Here is a 16,283-nt window from a genome sequence, read left to right as displayed (position 1 = left end):
CCCTTATTGCGCCTGCCAGAGAATGACAGCCGCCGTTACCAACAAGTTGATCAGCGTCAGCGGCAGGCAGATTTTCCAGCCGAAGGACATTACCTGGTCATAACGCGGACGCGGCAATGCTGCACGGATCAAAATGAACATCATCATGAAGAACGCGGTTTTCAGCGCGAACCAGATGAATGGCGGTAAGAACGGACCCTGCCAGCCACCGAAGAACAGCGTGACGATCAGCGCTGAGACAGTGACGATACCGATGTATTCGCCCACGAAGAACAGACCGAACTTCATACCGGAGTATTCAATGTGGTAACCGTCGGCCAGTTCCTGCTCCGCTTCCGGCTGGTCAAACGGGTGACGGTGACAAACCGCAACGCCCGCGATGGCGAAAGTGATGAAGCCGAAGAACTGCGGAATCACGTTCCACAGATGCGCCTGGTTATTAACGATATCGGTCATGTTGAAGGAGCCAGCCTGCGCCACAACGCCCATCAGCGATAAGCCGAGGAACACTTCGTAGCTCAGGGTCTGCGCAGAAGCACGCATCGCACCGAGCAGCGAGTATTTGTTGTTACTCGACCAGCCCGCAAACAGAACGGCGTAAACCGCCAGGCCTGCCATCATCAGGAAGAACAGGATACCGATGTTGAGGTCGGCAACGACCCAGGTCGGACTGACCGGGACGATAGCGAACGACACCAGCAAAGAGGTGAACGCGATAACCGGTGCAAGGGTAAAGATAACCTTGTCGGTAAATTTCGGGATCCAGTCCTCTTTGAAGAACATCTTGATCATGTCCGCCACCAGCTGGAGTGAACCACCCCAGCCTACGCGGTTCGGTCCGTAACGGTTCTGGAACAGACCGAGCAGACGACGTTCACCAAAGCTCATGAACGCACCGCAGGTGACGACCACCAGCAGAATGACGACCGCTTTCAGGATGCTTAACAGAATGTCGATAACATCCGGTGTTAACCAACTCATGCTTTCGCCTCCTGCAGATTCTCAATACGCGCACCCGCCAACACTGGCGCAATACCCGGCATACCCATCGGCAGACCGACCTGCCCTGCTGTCAGTGCATCGGAAAGCACCAGCGGCAGGTTGATGGTCTGACCGTCGTAGCTGATAGCCAGCTGTGCACCCGCGTTAACGCCAAGCTTCGCGGCATCGGCCGGATTGAGCTTGATGTACGGCTGCGGCATACGCTGCTGGAAGACCGGCGAACGCTGTGACATTTCGTCACTGCCGAACAGGTGGTAGTAAGGCGCGATACGCCACTGACCGTCCTGCGCTTCGAAGCTGGCCGGAACCTGCTCGAAGTAAGCCAGACCGCTTTCAGACGCTTCAATCAGACGCACGCCTGGATCGCCGTTACGCAGATGACCACCCACTTCAGCCTGGAACTTGTTCCATGCCTGCGGGGAGTTCCAGCCTGGTGCCCACGCAAATGGAATTTGCGAACGTGCAGCCGTTGGCTGGTTGTTCCCTTCCATGGAGAAGGCGAACATGGTGTCTTTATCCTGCGGCTGACGCGGCTCGTGCACGCTGATATCCGCACGCATCGCGGTACGACCGCTGGAGCGAATCGGCGAACGAGACAGTTTCTGACCACGAATACGGAACGACGCATCAGGCGCAGCATCTTTGATGCCTGCCAACTGCGGCAGTGCAGCCACGGCGGCGTCAATAACGTGATCCAGCTGAGTCCAGTCAACTTCACGGCTTTCTAAGGTGCTGTGCAGCGAATGCAGCCAGCGCCAGCTTTCCAGCATGATGATGTTGCTGTCGTAATAAGACGGATCGTAAACCTGGAAGAAACGCTGAGCGCGGCCTTCGTTGTTGATGACCGTTCCGTCGCTTTCTGCGAAACTCGCCGCAGACAGCACCAGATGGGCTTTGTCCATAATCGCGGTGCGCTGATGGTCAATCACCATCACCAGCGGTGCTTTGGACAGTGCAGCATCAACGCGGGCAGCAGAAGCGTGACGGTGCAGATCGTTTTCCAGCACCACCACGGCATCAGCAGAACCGGATTCCAGCTCATCTAAGGCTTCTTCAAGTGAGCCGCCGCCAATCATGCCGAGGCCAACGCTATTTACCGCACGGGCAATCATGGTCACACCGACGTCTGAACCGCGGCCTTTCAGGGCTTTAGCGACGTTAGCTGCCGCCTGAATCACTTCGGCGCTGCCGGAGTTGGTTCCGGAGACAATCAGTGGTTTTTTCGCACCGGCCAGCGCCTGTACGATGACGTCCACTTTGCCTTTCAGATCGTTGCTCAGGCCTTCAACCGCTGGCGCACTGTTATCCAGCGCGTGGGCGATAGCGAAACCTAAACGCGCCTGGTCTTCAACCGGTGCGCAGTAGGTCCACGCCGCGATGTCGTCCAGACGGGTGTTATCGACGTTAGTCACGAACAGCGGGTGTTTGGCACGCTGACCGATGTTCAGGATCGCCGCAATCTGCCAGTCAGCCACTTTCTGGGCCGCTGCCATTTCGCGTGCTTTGCCTTTCACCGCCTGACGAACCGCCAGGGCAACGCGAGCGCCGGTCTGGGTAATGTCTTCCCCGAGAACCAGAACTGCGTCGTAAGATTCGATGTCACGCAGCGCAGGCGTATGAATGCCGCCTTCGCGCATCACTTTCAGTGCCAGTTGCAGACGTTCCTGCTCGCCTTTGGCGATACCGGTGTAGAAGTTATCCGCCCCGACCAGTTCACGCAGCGCGAAGTTGCTCTCAACGCTTGCGCGTGGAGAACCGATGCCGATGACTTTCTTCGACTGACGCAGAATATCTGCGGCGCCCTGCATCGCCTGTTCAGCGTTGAGGGTGATGAAGTCGTCACCGCGACGCTGTACCGGCTGACGAGGACGGTCTTTCAGGTTCACGTAGCCATATCCGAAACGACCGCGGTCGCACAGGAAGTAATGGTTTACGGTACCGTTGTAACGGTTTTCGATACGACGCAGTTCGCCGTAGCGCTCACCCGGGCTGGTGTTACAACCCAGAGAACACTGCTGGCAGATGCTTGGTGCAAACTGCATGTCCCATTTACGGTTGTAGCGTTCGGAGTGGGTTTTATCGGTGAAAACGCCGGTTGGGCAGATTTCAACGAGGTTACCGGAGAATTCGCTCTCCAGCGTGCCATCTTCCGGACGTCCGAAATAGACGTTGTCGTGTGCGCCGTAAACACCCAGATCCGGGCCGTCGGCGTAATCTTTGTAATAACGCACGCAGCGGTAACAGGCGATGCAGCGGTTCATTTCGTGAGAGATGAACGGCCCCAGGTCCTGGTTACGGTGGGTACGTTTGGTGAAACGATAGCGACGGAAGCTGTGACCGGTCATGACGGTCATATCCTGCAGGTGGCAGTTGCCGCCTTCTTCACAAACCGGACAGTCGTGCGGGTGGTTGGTCATCAGCCACTCGACCACGCTTTCGCGGAACTGCTTCGCTTCTTCGTCATCAATAGAAATAAAGGTGCCATCGGATGCCGGTGTCATACAGGACATCACCAGGCGGCCACGCGTGTCTTCCGCGTTTTGATATTGCTTCACCGCACACTGGCGGCAGGCGCCAACGCTTCCCAGCGCCGGATGCCAGCAAAAATAGGGAATATCAAGGCCGTGAGAGAGGCAAGCCTGTAACAGGTTGTCCGCTCCGTTGACCTCGTATTCTTTGCCGTCTACATGAATCGTAGCCATTAGCGTGCTTCCAGTTGGCCCGGTCGAAACCAGGCGTTAATCAAAATTCTTAGGTCAGTTACCAGCTACCAGCGCGTCTTCAGCAAGTTCGGCTGGATCCCACCAATCGCATGGGTGTTGCTGAACTGCTGCTTGATACCGGCTTCGAATTCGTCGCGGAAATATTTAATCGCGCTCTGCAGCGGTTCAACCGCGCCAGGCGCGTGCGCGCAGAAGGTTTTGCCCGGACCGAGGGATCGACACAGTTGCTCAAGTGTCTCGATGTCGCCCGGCTGGCCTTCGCCCCGCTCGATAGCACGCAGAATTTTCACGCTCCACGGCAGACCATCACGGCATGGCGTACACCAGCCGCAGGATTCGCGGGCAAAGAACTCTTCCAGGTTACGCACCAGACCGACCATGCCAATTTCGTGGTCAACGGCCATCGCCAGCGCTGTACCTAAACGGCTGCCCGCTTTACCGATGCTTTCAAACTCCATCGGTAAATCGAGGTGCGATTCGGTCAGGAAGTCGGTTCCCGCCCCGCCCGGCTGCCAGGCTTTGAATTTCAGGCCATCACGCATGCCGCCCGCGTAGTCTTCCAGAATTTCACGCGCGGTGGTGCCAAACGGCAGTTCCCAGACGCCCGGATTCTTCACGCGACCGGAGAAGCCCATCAGCTTGGTACCCGCATCTTTACTTTTCGAGATGTTCTGGTACCACTCCACGCCGTTCGCGAGAATGGCCGGGACGTTGCAGAGAGTTTCTACGTTGTTCACGCAGGTCGGTTTACCCCACACGCCGGAGCTCGCCGGGAATGGCGGCTTGGAACGCGGGTTGGCACGACGACCTTCGAGGGAGTTAATCAGCGCGGTTTCTTCACCACAGATATAACGCCCTGCCCCGGTGTGAACGATCAGTTCGAAGTCGAAACCGGAACCGAGAATGTTTTTCCCGAGCAGACCGGCTTCGGTCGCTTCAGCAATCGCACGACGCAGGTGAACAGCAGCTTCGATGTATTCGCCACGCAGGAAGATGTAGCCGCGATACGCTTTCAGCGCGAACGCGGAAATCAGCATGCCTTCCACCAACAGGTGCGGCAGCTGCTCCATCAACAGGCGGTCTTTATAGGTGCCCGGCTCCATTTCATCGGCGTTACACAGCAGGTAACGGATGTTCATGGATTCGTCTTTCGGCATCAGGCTCCACTTCAGACCCGTGGAAAAGCCCGCGCCGCCGCGCCCTTTCAGGCCAGCGTCTTTGACCTGATTGACGATTTCGTCAGGTGCCAGGCTGCCCAGGGCTTTACGCGCCCCGGCATAGCCGTTTTTGCTCTCGTATTCTTCGAGCCAAACCGGCTGTTTGTCTTCACGCAGGCGCCATGTCAGCGGGTGCGTTTCAGGAGTCATGGTAATGTTTTTCATTTATACCGCTCCAGCAGATCAGGGATCGCCTCCGGCGTCAGATGACTGTGAGTATCTTCATCAATCATCATGTTCGGCCCTTTGTCGCAGTTGCCGAGACAACAGGTCGGCAGGAGGGTGAAACGTCCATCAAAGGTGGTCTGGCCCGGCTTGATATTGAGCTTTTGCTCAAGTGCCGCCTGAATACCCTGATAGCCCGTGATATGACAAACCACGCTATCGCAGTAGCGAATCACGTGGCGGCCAACCGGCTGGCGGAAGATTTGGCTGTAGAACGTCGCCACGCCTTCGACGTCACTTGCCGGGATACCCAGCACGTCGGCGATGGCGTAAATCGCGCCATCCGGCACCCAGCCACGCTGCTTCTGAACGATCTTCAGGGCTTCAATGGACGCCGCACGCGGATCTTCGTAGTGATGCTTTTCGTGCTCGATAGCGTCACGCTCAGCCGCACTCAGCTCAAAAGCCTCGGTTTGTGGTTGTTGATTCTCGTGCATAATTAGCGGTCCACATCTGACATAACAAAATCGATACTACCCAGATAAACGATCAGGTCCGAAACCAGGCTTCCGCGGATCGCGGCCGGGATCTGCTGCAAGTGCGCATAGCTCGGCGTACGAATACGGGTACGGTAGCTCATGGTGCTGCCGTCGCTTGTCAGGTAGTAACTGTTGATGCCCTTAGTCGCCTCAACCATCTGGAAGGATTCGTTGGCCGGCATGACCGGGCCCCAGGAAACCTGCAGGAAGTGAGTGATCAGGGTTTCGATATGCTGCAGCGTGCGCTCTTTCGGTGGCGGCGTCGTCAGCGGGTGATCCGCTTTGAACGGGCCTTCCGGCATGTTCTTGTAACACTGCTCAAGAATGCGCAGGCTCTGGCGCAGCTCTTCCACTTTCAGCATCACGCGGGTGTAGCAGTCGGATACACCGCCGCCAACCGGGATTTCGAAGTCGAAGTTTTCATATCCAGAGTACGGACGCGCTTTACGCACGTCGAAGTCGATCCCGGTAGCACGCAGGCCAGCGCCGGTGGTGCCCCACTCCAGCGCTTCTTTCGCGTTATACGCGGCAACGCCCTGAGAACGACCTTTCAGAATGGAGTTACGCAGCGCGGCTTTCTCGTAAGAAGCCAGACGCTTCGGCATCCAGTCGAGGAATTCACGCAGCAGACGCTCCCAGCCACGCGGCAGGTCGTGTGCAACGCCGCCGATGCGGAACCAGGCCGGGTGCATACGGAAACCGGTGATCGCTTCGACCAGATCGTAGATTTTCTGACGGTCGGTGAACGCGAAGAACACCGGCGTCATGGCACCGACGTCCTGAATGAAGGTGGAGATATACAGCAGGTGGCTGTTGATACGGAACAGTTCAGAGAGCATTACGCGGATAACTTCAACGCGCTCAGGCACTTTGATCCCGGCCAGTTTTTCAACGGCCAGCACGTATGGCATTTCGTTCACGCAGCCGCCGAGGTACTCGATACGGTCGGTGTACGGAATGTAGCTGTGCCAGGACTGACGCTCGCCCATTTTCTCAGCACCACGGTGGTGGTAACCGATATCCGGAACACAGTCGACAATCTCTTCGCCATCCAGCTGCAGGATGATACGGAACGCACCGTGCGCAGACGGGTGGTTAGGACCGAGGTTGAGGAACATGAAGTCCTCGTTTTCGGTGCTGCGTTTCATACCCCAGTCTTCAGGCTTGAAGGTCAGCGCTTCCATCTCCAGATCCTGCTTGGCTTTGGTCAGCTCAAACGGGTCGAATTCGGTGGCGCGAGCCGGGTAGTCTTTACGCAGCGGGTGCCCTTCCCAGGTATCCGGCATCATGATGCGACGCAGATTCGGGTGGCCCTCGATGTTGATACCGAACATTTCCCAGGTTTCACGCTCATACCAGTTGGCGTTAGGGAAAAGTTTGGTCACCGTCGGCACATTCAGGTCATTCTCAGACAGCGCAACCTTGAGCATGATGTCGCGGTTGCGGTCGATAGACATGAGATGGTAGAAAACGGAAAAATCCGCGGCGGGTAACCCGTCACGGTGTGTGCGCAGACGCTCGTCCATGCCGTGTAAATCAAACAGCATGACGTAAGGCTTCGGCAATCTCTTGAGGAAATCGACCACTTCCAGTAACTGTTCGCGCTTAACCCAAACAACGGGTACCCCGGTGCGGGTCGGCTGAACGGTAAAGGCATCCGGCCCAAAACGGTTGCGCAGTTCGCCAATCACCGGGTCATCGAGATGATCCCGGGTCTGCCATTCGGCAGCTTCGTGCGCGGTTAAATCGGTCATATTGTTCACCATTGCAAAAGTTCCGTGGTGACTGTTGGGCGTGGCTCCGCGCTATTAATTTTGATATGCGAAGGCTTTGTCCACTGCCCACAGGCGCAAAGTTAAATCTCGTCGGGTGTCCGCAGATTCGTCACAGCAATACGTTCGCCGCGTTTACGCTCGCGCTCAGATTGCATGTTGGCGCGATACACGCCCTGATCGCCAACCACCCACGAGAGCGGACGACGTTCTTTGCCGATGGATTCCTGCAGCAGCATCAGAGCCTGCATGTAGGCTTCAGGACGCGGCGGGCAGCCAGGGATGTAAACATCGACCGGGATAAACTTATCGACGCCCTGCACAACAGAGTAAATGTCGTACATGCCGCCAGAGTTTGCACAGGCGCCCATGGAAATAACCCACTTTGGCTCCAGCATCTGATCGTACAGACGCTGAATGACCGGGGCCATTTTGGTGAAACAGGTACCGGCAACCACCATCAGGTCAGCCTGACGCGGGGAAGCACGCAGTACTTCTGCCCCAAAACGCGCAACGTCATGCACCGCAGTGAATGACGTCACCATTTCAACGTAGCAGCAGGAAAGGCCAAAGTTGTATGGCCAGATTGAGTTCTTACGACCCCAGTTGACCATATCGTGCAGGGCATGTTCGAGCTTGCCCATGTACACGCTTTTGTTTACTTCCTGCTCAAGAGGGTCGGTTACGATCTCCTGTTTTTGCAGGGGGTAACGGTCGTTCTCACCGTTAGGATCTATGCGGGTGAGCGTATAATCCATCTTATTGCCTCGCTTTTACTGCGTATGACGATTAGTAGTACTGTCGGTTTCCGGGTTAACCAGCGTGCGACGGGAACGCGTAGGCGTCCAGTCCAGCGCACCGATGCGGACGAGGTAAACCAGGCCTGCCAGTAACACTAAAATGAAAATTGCGGCTTCCACAAAGCCCACCCAACCGCTTTCGCGGATAGACGTAGACCATGCGTAAAGGTAAAGGGCTTCCACGTCAAAGATGACGAAGAACATGGCGACCAGGTAGAACTTCGCCGAGAGACGTAAGCGAGCGGAGCCCACAGAGTCGATACCCGACTCGAACGGGGTGTTCTTGCTACGCGCGCGCGCGCGACCGCCGAGATACCAACCGCCAACAAGCATCAGACAGCAGAGGCCTATGGCAATGATGAGAAATATAGCGAATGCCCAGTGATGAGCGATGACTTCAGTGGATGTTGACATACGCATTGCTTAACCAAAATAAGTAGCGCTGAAACTCTGCTCTGGCTGGCAGATGAACGCCACATGATTCATGGGGAGGAATGAAAAACCACAAAATGTGTGCCATTAATGGCTTAAACATCAAAATGATGTGGTTTTTTACTCCTTTCTATAACCTTTTGTCAACTTTAACAAAAGTTTCCTCACATTAATTTACACCGAACACCTTTCATTAACATTAAATGCCCTTTAGCCTTTTCGCGGTGAAATGACCGAGGGCATTTACGGTTGGTGAATCGTGTCCGTCTGAGGCTTAAACACTAATTACCCTTCTATTTTGACAGGAATCTCCGGTGATTCCTCCCCCTATTGGGGAGTATTTTCTTGATCTGAGACACGCTTCTGTTAATTCGCACTGTAAAACGGCAACAATCCGGCCGTTTTTTTAACATTAGCAGGAAGTGGGAAGTTGGGTTTGTAAAGAGTGGCAAATGGCGTCCGGCATTTAACAACATAATGAAAAACAAGAATAAATAATCGAAACGGGACACGCCCGCTCACTCTTTATCCACAAAAAAGGCCGCTGAGCACAATTTACGCTTCAGCGGCCTTTTTTTACACTTACAAATTGTTACCAGATAGAACGAGCCTCGTTACTCTAAATCCTTCTCGGCAACAAGGTTATCGTCTCCCCCTTCGGAGGTATATGTTCCGTACTGATACCAGGGATTATTGTAACTGTCCAGCGACTGGAAAATGGCCTGCACCAGCTCGTTCGGGCTGTGGGTGTTGCAGCTCAGCAGATACTCGGTGTCAGGTAGCTGTGGTAATCCATCACTTTTACCCAGGACGCGCAGTTCCGGGCTCATCATCTCCACCGGACGCGCGGTTACGCCTAATCCAGCCTTCACCGCTGCGCGTACGGCAGACAGCGTTGAGGCGACGTAGGCCAGGCGCCACGGAATGCGTGCGGCATTCAGGGTATCAATAATTGTGTCGCGGAACGGGCTGGGATCGTCGAGCAGCACCAGCGGGACAGGTTCGCCAGGCGGAAGCATGTAATCCGCGGCGCAATACCAGAGCGTTGGCGAGGTGCGCAATGAAATCGCGTCAAACGACGCCAGACGATGGGTGGTTAACACCAGATCGACTTCGCTGGCCTGCAGCATATTGCCCATTTCACCGTGACGTTTAACGCGCACATCCAGCGCCAGCTTCGGGTAGACCGAACTGATACGGTTGAGCAAGAAAGGCAGAATGGTATCCGCTGATTCATCAGATGAACCGATAGTTAACATCCCTTGCAGGGAACTAAACATCAGCGAGGTACATGCTTCATCGTTAAAGCGCAGAATTTTGCGGGCGTAGCCCAGCAGCTGAATACCGTGTTCCGTCAGCAGCTTATTTCGACCATGACGGGCAAACAGCTCTTTACCGACCAGCTGCTCAAGGCGCTGCATCTGCTGGCTGACAGCAGACTGGGTACGACACACAGCAGCCGCGGCTGCTGCAAAGGTGTTCAGATCAGCGACCGCAACAAACGTTCTCAGCAGATCGAGATCGAGATTCAATATCGGACGATTTGCGTTAATCATATTTCTTCACTTACAGGTTGCTTGTGCTGACCTGCCTGGTTGATGCTGTGCTCTAAGAAAATCAGGCAATTCCTTTTGAATCATATCCCCCGGCCCGGCAAGCCGGACAATACCTGAAAGAGCGTTATTGCATTATAATTGCCTGCCTGCTTCTTTTTGAGCAGACCCCTTAGCTATATTTTCGTTTACATCTGAATGATGACTTAATTATTTCTGTCACTATTATGTGAAGCTTTTCAAAAAAAGTCGTTACTTTCGCTTTGAGCTCTTAAAGAACATTCAACAATAATGACAACAATTACAGGCACATCAGACGCAACAAAAACACGAGCAATAACATTAAGTTATATTTTTTTAGCAAACACAGACATCACCTAAACGCTGATAATCAGAGCCTGCTTACCACGGTATCCTACCGCAAAACCTTTATATTTATAAGTGTTATTAGGTATTATCTTACATAAATTTTTAATTGATAATCATGATCTATAAATAAATTAACAAACCAAAGAGGCAACTTTGCAATTAATGAAAAAATATTAATTATTTAAATATTCTTTCATTAACAATGCTTAACAATGTCTTCACAGAATAAGGTATTATCTCTACTCCATAGGGTAGCAAATTGCCAGCTTTTGGTGGCTAAAATTTCGCCAGATTTCAAAATATGCCCGACAGGATAGTCGGCGGCGGTCTTGGGAAATTTAGTTAAAAATCCATACTCAAAGACAAATGACAACATTAATCACCACAACGAATGCTAAACGTGGTGATTTAGGCAGACGAAGCGGCCAAATCGCAGACAAACAAATCACACTGACATCATGCAATGTGCAAAATATTGTCCTGCCAACCCTTCAAAACACCCGGGATGGGGAGTACCTTATTCCGTGCAGACTTCCACGGCAGGGAGTGGCGAAACTAGCGAAAAGGTCAAGGTTCATGTCCCCCATCGAAAAATCCAGCAAATTAGATAATGTCTGTTACGACATCCGTGGTCCGGTACTTAAAGAAGCTAAACGTCTTGAAGAAGAAGGCAACAAGGTTCTTAAACTGAATATCGGCAATCCGGCCCCGTTCGGCTTCGACGCCCCTGACGAAATCCTCGTCGATGTGATTCGTAATCTTCCAACGGCACAGGGCTACTGCGATTCCAAGGGCCTCTATTCAGCCCGTAAGGCCATCATGCAGCACTACCAGGCGCGCGATATGCGTGACGTCACGGTAGAAGATATCTATATCGGTAACGGTGTGTCTGAGCTTATCGTTCAGGCGATGCAGGCGCTGCTCAACAGCGGCGATGAAATGCTGGTTCCGGCCCCGGATTACCCGTTGTGGACGGCGGCAGTGTCGCTCTCCAGCGGTAAAGCGGTGCATTATCTGTGTGATGAATCTGCAGGCTGGTTCCCGGACCTGGACGACATTCGCAGCAAAATCACCCCGCGTACCCGTGGGATCGTGATCATTAACCCGAACAACCCCACCGGCGCGGTTTACTCCAAAGAGCTGCTACTGGAAATCGTGGAAATAGCGCGTCAGAACAACCTGATCATTTTCGCCGACGAAATCTACGACAAGATCCTTTATGACGAAGCTCAGCACCATTCGATCGCCGCTCTGGCGCCGGATCTGTTGACCGTCACCTTTAATGGTCTGTCAAAAACCTACCGCGTGGCGGGTTTCCGTCAGGGCTGGATGGTTCTGAACGGGCCGAAGAAGCACGCGAAAGGCTATATCGAAGGTCTGGAAATGCTGGCCTCGATGCGCTTGTGCGCCAACGTTCCGGCGCAGCACGCCATTCAGACGGCGCTGGGCGGTTACCAGAGCATCAGCGAGTTCATCGTGCCGGGCGGCCGCCTTTATGAGCAGCGTAACCGTGCATGGGAACTGATCAACGAGATCCCAGGCGTCAGCTGCGTGAAGCCAAACGGCGCGCTGTATATGTTCCCGAAAATCGACAGTAAGCGTTTTAATATTCACGACGACCAGAAAATGGTGCTCGATTTCCTGCTGCAGGAAAAAGTGCTGCTGGTTCAGGGCTCCGCCTTCAACTGGCCGTGGCCGGATCACGTGCGTATCGTGACGTTGCCGCGTATGGATGACCTGGAAATGTCTATCTCGCGCTTCGGCCGCTTCCTCTCCGGCTACCGTCAGGCGTAACGCCATAGACCGCCGGGGTTTGCATCCGGCGGTCAACTCAGCGCACAATGGGTAACCTGCTGTAACGCATCAAGGACCCCAATGAGCCAGAGTCATTTCTTTGCCCATCTTTCCCGTCTGAAGTTGATCAACCGCTGGCCGCTGATGCGCAACGTGCGCACCGAAAACGTCTCCGAGCACAGTTTGCAGGTGGCGATGGTGGCCCACGCGCTGGCGGCGATTAAAAACCGCAAATTTAACGGTTCGGTGAATGCCGAGCGCATCGCTTTGCTGGCGATGTACCACGACGCGTCCGAAGTGCTGACCGGCGATCTGCCGACCCCGGTAAAATACTTCAACTCGCAAATCGCGCAGGAATATAAAGCGATTGAGAAGATTGCCCAGCAGAAACTGGTCGACATGGTACCGGAAGAACTGCGCGATATCTTCGCGCCGCTGATTGATGAACATCAGTGCAGCGAAGAAGAGAGACTGCTGGTAAAACAGGCCGATGCGCTGTGTGCGTACCTGAAATGTCTGGAAGAACTTTCCGCCGGAAATAACGAATTTTTGCTGGCGAAAAGCCGTCTGGAAAAAACGCTGGAATCGCGTCGTAGCCCGGAGATGGACTACTTCATGCAGGTCTTTGTGCCGAGCTTCCAGCTTTCATTGGATGAAATCAGCCAGGATTCTCCGCTTTAACTCGCTCTGCCCGGCGGCGCGTAGCTTGCCGGGCCTACAACAAATAATACAGAGCGGTCTGATGCCCTCACCCCGGCCCTCTCCCACGGGGAGAGGGAGAAAAAAATAGCCGCCAGGGAATGTAATCATAACGGGAACAGCACCGGGATCAGCACCACGCAGACCACCATCACCAGCACCGTGAACGGCACCCCAATCTTCACAAAATCACTGAAGCTGTATTTCCCTGGCCCCAGCACCAGCGTGTTAACTGGTGAGGATACTGGCGTCATAAACGCCGCCGAGGCCGCCATCGCCACCATCATCGCAAACGGATAAGGCGACACGCCCATCGATTTTGCCGCGGCCAGCGCAATCGGCGCCATCAGCACCGCGGTGGCAGTGTTTGAAATAAACAGGCCAATCGTGGCGCACATCACGAACAGACAGATCAGCATCAGATACGGCCCCTGCCCGCCGCCCACTTCCATTAGCCCTTTCACCACTAAATCAACGCCACCGGTTTTTTGCAGGGCGAGCGCAAACGGCATCATCCCGACAATCAAAATAATGCTCGGCCAGTGGATGGCTTTATAGGTGCTTTCGGCGTTGATGCAGCGGAATTTCCCCATCAGCAAACAGGAAATGATTGCGGCTATTGGGTTAGGAATTTCGTCCGTCAACATCAGCGCGACCATCAATACCAGACAGAAAATGGCATGGGGTGCCTGGCTGTGTGCCGGGGAGGCGTCGTTAACTTCGATCGGCATGTTATGCACCACAAAATCACGCCCGCGCTGCGAAAGCTGCGCGATCTGCTTCCAGTTGCCGACCACCAGCAGAATATCACCCAGGGCGATCGTTTCATCCACTACCGCGCCGTCAACGGCTTTACCGTCGCGCTTCATGCCTACCACATTCAGTCCAAAGCGGGTGCGGAATTCCATTTCCCGCACCGTTTTACCGACCCCTTCTGAATCCGGGATCAGCGAGACTTCGGCCATGCCGACGTCCAGCGCCTGATCGGAGAAATACTCGCCACGGAGCACCATCGGCTCCAGTAGCTGCTCCGTGCAAAACTGGCGCAGATCGACGTCGGCCGCTGACATATCAATCAGCAGAACATCACGCGCATGGAATTCCGACACGCCGCTAACGTTCACTATTACCCGACGGAAACGCCGCCAGCGCTCCACGCCAATCACGTTTGCGCCGTAGCGCTCACGCAGTTTAAGGTCATCCAGACGCTGCCCGACCAGCGGCGAGCCCGGGCGGATAGCCAATCGGCGCGCCCGCCCGTTCAGGCGATACTCTTTGATTAAATCGCGAAAGGTGCGGCGTTTATCGTTCTTTTGATTTTCGTCGCCGCCGGGAAGCATAAAACGCACCAGCAGCATATACGCAATGCCCAGCAGCAGAACCACCAGGCCAATCGGCGTGACGCTGAAGAAGCTGAATCCTTGCAGACCTTCGCGGAGCAATTCGCTGTTAATCACCAGGTTAGGCGGCGTGGCGACCAGCGTCATCATGCCGCTGATAAGTCCGGCAAAACTCAATGGCATCATTAAGCGCGACGGCGAGGTGTTCATGCGCATGCAGACGCTGAGTACCACCGGAATAAAGATGGCCACCACGCCGGTGGAGCTCATAAACGCGCCCAGTCCCGCCACTGTCAGCATCAGGAAAACCAGCATTTTGATTTCGCTGTTGCCCGCTACTTTCACCAACCACGAGCCCATACTGGTGGCAACGCCAGTGCGCACAAGTCCGTCGCCGATGATAAACAGCGCGGCAATAAGGATAACGTTAGGATCGCTGAAACCGGAAAAGGCTTCGCTGAGGGTGAGCGTCCCGCTCAATACAAAGGCAACAATAACCAGCAGGGCGACCGCATCCATGCGCACTTTACCGGTGGCGAAAAGCAGCACCGCCATCGCCAGCAGGCATAACACCCAAATCAGTTCACTGTTCACAACATGTCCTTGTCAGAAGAGAGTGAGAATTGTGGCATAAAAAAGCCCCGCCGAAGCGAGGCCAGATCATGCGTTTAGTCTTTCAGACGCACATTAACCGTGCCATCAGGCTGCCGGTGAATACTTAACGCTTCGAGGGTGGTCAGCACGAAATCCGCTTCGTTTAACCGCGGCGCATCCCCGGGCACGTTCACCGCAATGACGTGACAGCCTGCCGCGAGGCCAGAAAGCATTCCCGCCGCCGCGTCTTCGACGACTGCGCATTCTGTCGGGTCAAAGCCCAACAGTTCAGCGCCGAGCAAATACGCATCCGGCTCCGGCTTGCCGCGTTTTACCTGTTCAGCGGTGACGAACACTTTCGCCTCCGGTAGGCCCGCCGCGCGGTGACGCGCATGCGCTACGGGAACGGAGCCTGAGGTGACAATGGCCCACGGAATACCGGCGTCATCCAGATGATTCAACAGCGCCAATGCGCCCGGCAGCGCGGTGATCCCGGCGGTGTCTTCGGACTCCATTCGCTCGAGCCAGCTGAACTCCACCTGAATTTCTGCTTCGGTGCGGCCTGGCAGAAAGTGGCGCAGAGAAGTAATCGCCTGCTTACCGTGAATAAAATTCAGTACTTCGCTGTGGCTCAGACCGTGTCGATCAGCCCAGTGACACCATGAACGTTCTACAACTGGTAATGAATCCACCAGCGTACCGTCCAGATCAAACAAAAAGCCTTTGCACTGCACGGCGGCCTCCATCAGGCATTGATAATCTGATTAATTTCGTTGCTGCTCAGGTGATACTGGCGCGGGCACGCGTGCCATGCGCTGAGCATACGCTGGTATTTTTCCCACATTGGGGTCTGGGCGTTGAAGCCATGAGTACCGGCATCGAAATGGGTATAGCGGCCTTCGGTATTAACCATAAAACGCACGTAGCCAAGATAGCGGGCTTCGGTTGCGGCATCGAAGCCGAGGAAAGTCACGCGGCGTTCATCCACGCTGTCTGCATCTTTGATGTTGGTCCAGGAAACGTGCAGCGCGTGGTACATCTCCATAATATCGATGATCACCCGGCAGGTTTCTTCGGTCAGTTGGCCAAATTCACGATCCAGTTCGCGCATTTGCAGGCCGTAGCCGCGCTCGATGATCGTCTGCAGGCGGCGGTAACGCTCGGCGTTGTCGGGATCCATCATGGTCATCATTTTGTACTGATTCGACAAAATCAGACGTTGAGCGTTGGTCATTTCCATTTTCGACTCCTGTTGCGCTTACGCATGAAAAAAAAGGGCTTACA

At 54.6% G+C, this 16,283-nt stretch carries 13 protein-coding genes; 2 read left to right on the top strand and 11 right to left on the bottom strand.

What is annotated here, in order from left to right; translation table 11 throughout:
- Positions 1–3: 3 nt before the first annotated feature.
- The 8 genes from nuoH to lrhA all read right to left on the bottom strand — a co-directional run bounded on the left by nuoH (position 4) and on the right by lrhA (position 10,206).
- The gene (gene nuoH / locus A8O29_RS07100; protein ID WP_110509255.1) at positions 4–981 is read right to left on the bottom strand and encodes an NADH-quinone oxidoreductase subunit NuoH; all 978 of its coding nucleotides are present in this window, start codon (positions 979–981) and stop codon (positions 4–6) included.
- The gene (nuoG, locus tag A8O29_RS07095) at positions 978–3,704 is read right to left on the bottom strand and encodes an NADH-quinone oxidoreductase subunit NuoG (protein WP_125353682.1); all 2,727 of its coding nucleotides are present in this window, start codon (positions 3,702–3,704) and stop codon (positions 978–980) included. The genes nuoH and nuoG overlap by 4 nt, the downstream gene beginning before the upstream one ends.
- 65 nt (positions 3,705–3,769) lie before the next feature.
- Positions 3,770–5,107 (bottom strand): NADH-quinone oxidoreductase subunit NuoF, encoded by a 1,338-nt coding sequence (gene nuoF / locus A8O29_RS07090; RefSeq protein ID WP_110509251.1) that lies wholly within the window; start codon positions 5,105–5,107, stop codon positions 3,770–3,772.
- A complete protein-coding gene (gene nuoE / locus A8O29_RS07085; protein WP_110509249.1) occupies positions 5,104–5,604 on the bottom strand; it encodes an NADH-quinone oxidoreductase subunit NuoE in 501 nt (166 codons plus the stop codon). Before nuoE ends, nuoF begins: the two co-directional genes overlap by 4 nt.
- A gap of 2 nt (positions 5,605–5,606) precedes the next feature.
- Positions 5,607–7,412, bottom strand: coding sequence for an NADH-quinone oxidoreductase subunit C/D (nuoC, locus tag A8O29_RS07080; protein WP_125353683.1), 1,806 nt, complete (start codon positions 7,410–7,412; stop codon positions 5,607–5,609).
- Between the two features lie 89 nt (positions 7,413–7,501).
- The gene (gene nuoB, locus A8O29_RS07075) at positions 7,502–8,176 is read right to left on the bottom strand and encodes an NADH-quinone oxidoreductase subunit NuoB (RefSeq protein ID WP_002913178.1); all 675 of its coding nucleotides are present in this window, start codon (positions 8,174–8,176) and stop codon (positions 7,502–7,504) included.
- A gap of 15 nt (positions 8,177–8,191) precedes the next feature.
- Positions 8,192–8,638 carry an NADH-quinone oxidoreductase subunit NuoA gene (gene nuoA / locus A8O29_RS07070; RefSeq protein WP_110509244.1) on the bottom strand — a complete coding sequence of 149 codons (447 nt, stop codon included), beginning with the start codon at positions 8,636–8,638 and terminating at the stop codon, positions 8,192–8,194.
- Between the two features lie 626 nt (positions 8,639–9,264).
- Positions 9,265–10,206: a transcriptional regulator LrhA gene (lrhA, locus tag A8O29_RS07065; protein ID WP_125353684.1), complete on the bottom strand. Its 942-nt coding sequence runs from the start codon at positions 10,204–10,206 to the stop codon at positions 9,265–9,267.
- Positions 10,207–11,148: 942 nt separating this feature from the next.
- Between lrhA and alaA the strand changes: the two genes are divergently transcribed.
- Both alaA and yfbR read left to right on the top strand, forming a co-directional pair.
- Positions 11,149–12,366 (top strand): alanine transaminase AlaA, encoded by a 1,218-nt coding sequence (alaA, locus tag A8O29_RS07060; protein WP_110509240.1) that lies wholly within the window; start codon positions 11,149–11,151, stop codon positions 12,364–12,366.
- 81 nt (positions 12,367–12,447) lie between these two features.
- Positions 12,448–13,047 (top strand): 5'-deoxynucleotidase, encoded by a 600-nt coding sequence (gene yfbR / locus A8O29_RS07055; protein ID WP_110509238.1) that lies wholly within the window; start codon positions 12,448–12,450, stop codon positions 13,045–13,047.
- A 125-nt stretch (positions 13,048–13,172) separates the two neighbouring features.
- Here the strand turns inward: yfbR and A8O29_RS07050 are convergent, their stop codons facing one another.
- The 3 genes from A8O29_RS07050 to A8O29_RS07040 form a co-directional block, all read right to left on the bottom strand.
- Positions 13,173–14,999 (bottom strand): SLC13 family permease, encoded by a 1,827-nt coding sequence (locus A8O29_RS07050; RefSeq protein WP_125355825.1) that lies wholly within the window; start codon positions 14,997–14,999, stop codon positions 13,173–13,175.
- 74 nt (positions 15,000–15,073) lie between these two features.
- Positions 15,074–15,733 carry a sugar phosphatase gene (locus A8O29_RS07045; protein WP_125355823.1) on the bottom strand — a complete coding sequence of 220 codons (660 nt, stop codon included), beginning with the start codon at positions 15,731–15,733 and terminating at the stop codon, positions 15,074–15,076.
- A gap of 11 nt (positions 15,734–15,744) precedes the next feature.
- Positions 15,745–16,239: a YfbU family protein gene (locus A8O29_RS07040; RefSeq protein WP_110509234.1), complete on the bottom strand. Its 495-nt coding sequence runs from the start codon at positions 16,237–16,239 to the stop codon at positions 15,745–15,747.
- Positions 16,240–16,283 lie beyond the last annotated feature (44 nt).

Source organism: Scandinavium goeteborgense (assembly GCF_003935895.2).
GTDB lineage: Bacteria > Pseudomonadota > Gammaproteobacteria > Enterobacterales > Enterobacteriaceae > Scandinavium > Scandinavium goeteborgense.
This window is presented reverse-complemented; position numbering and strand designations above follow the sequence as displayed.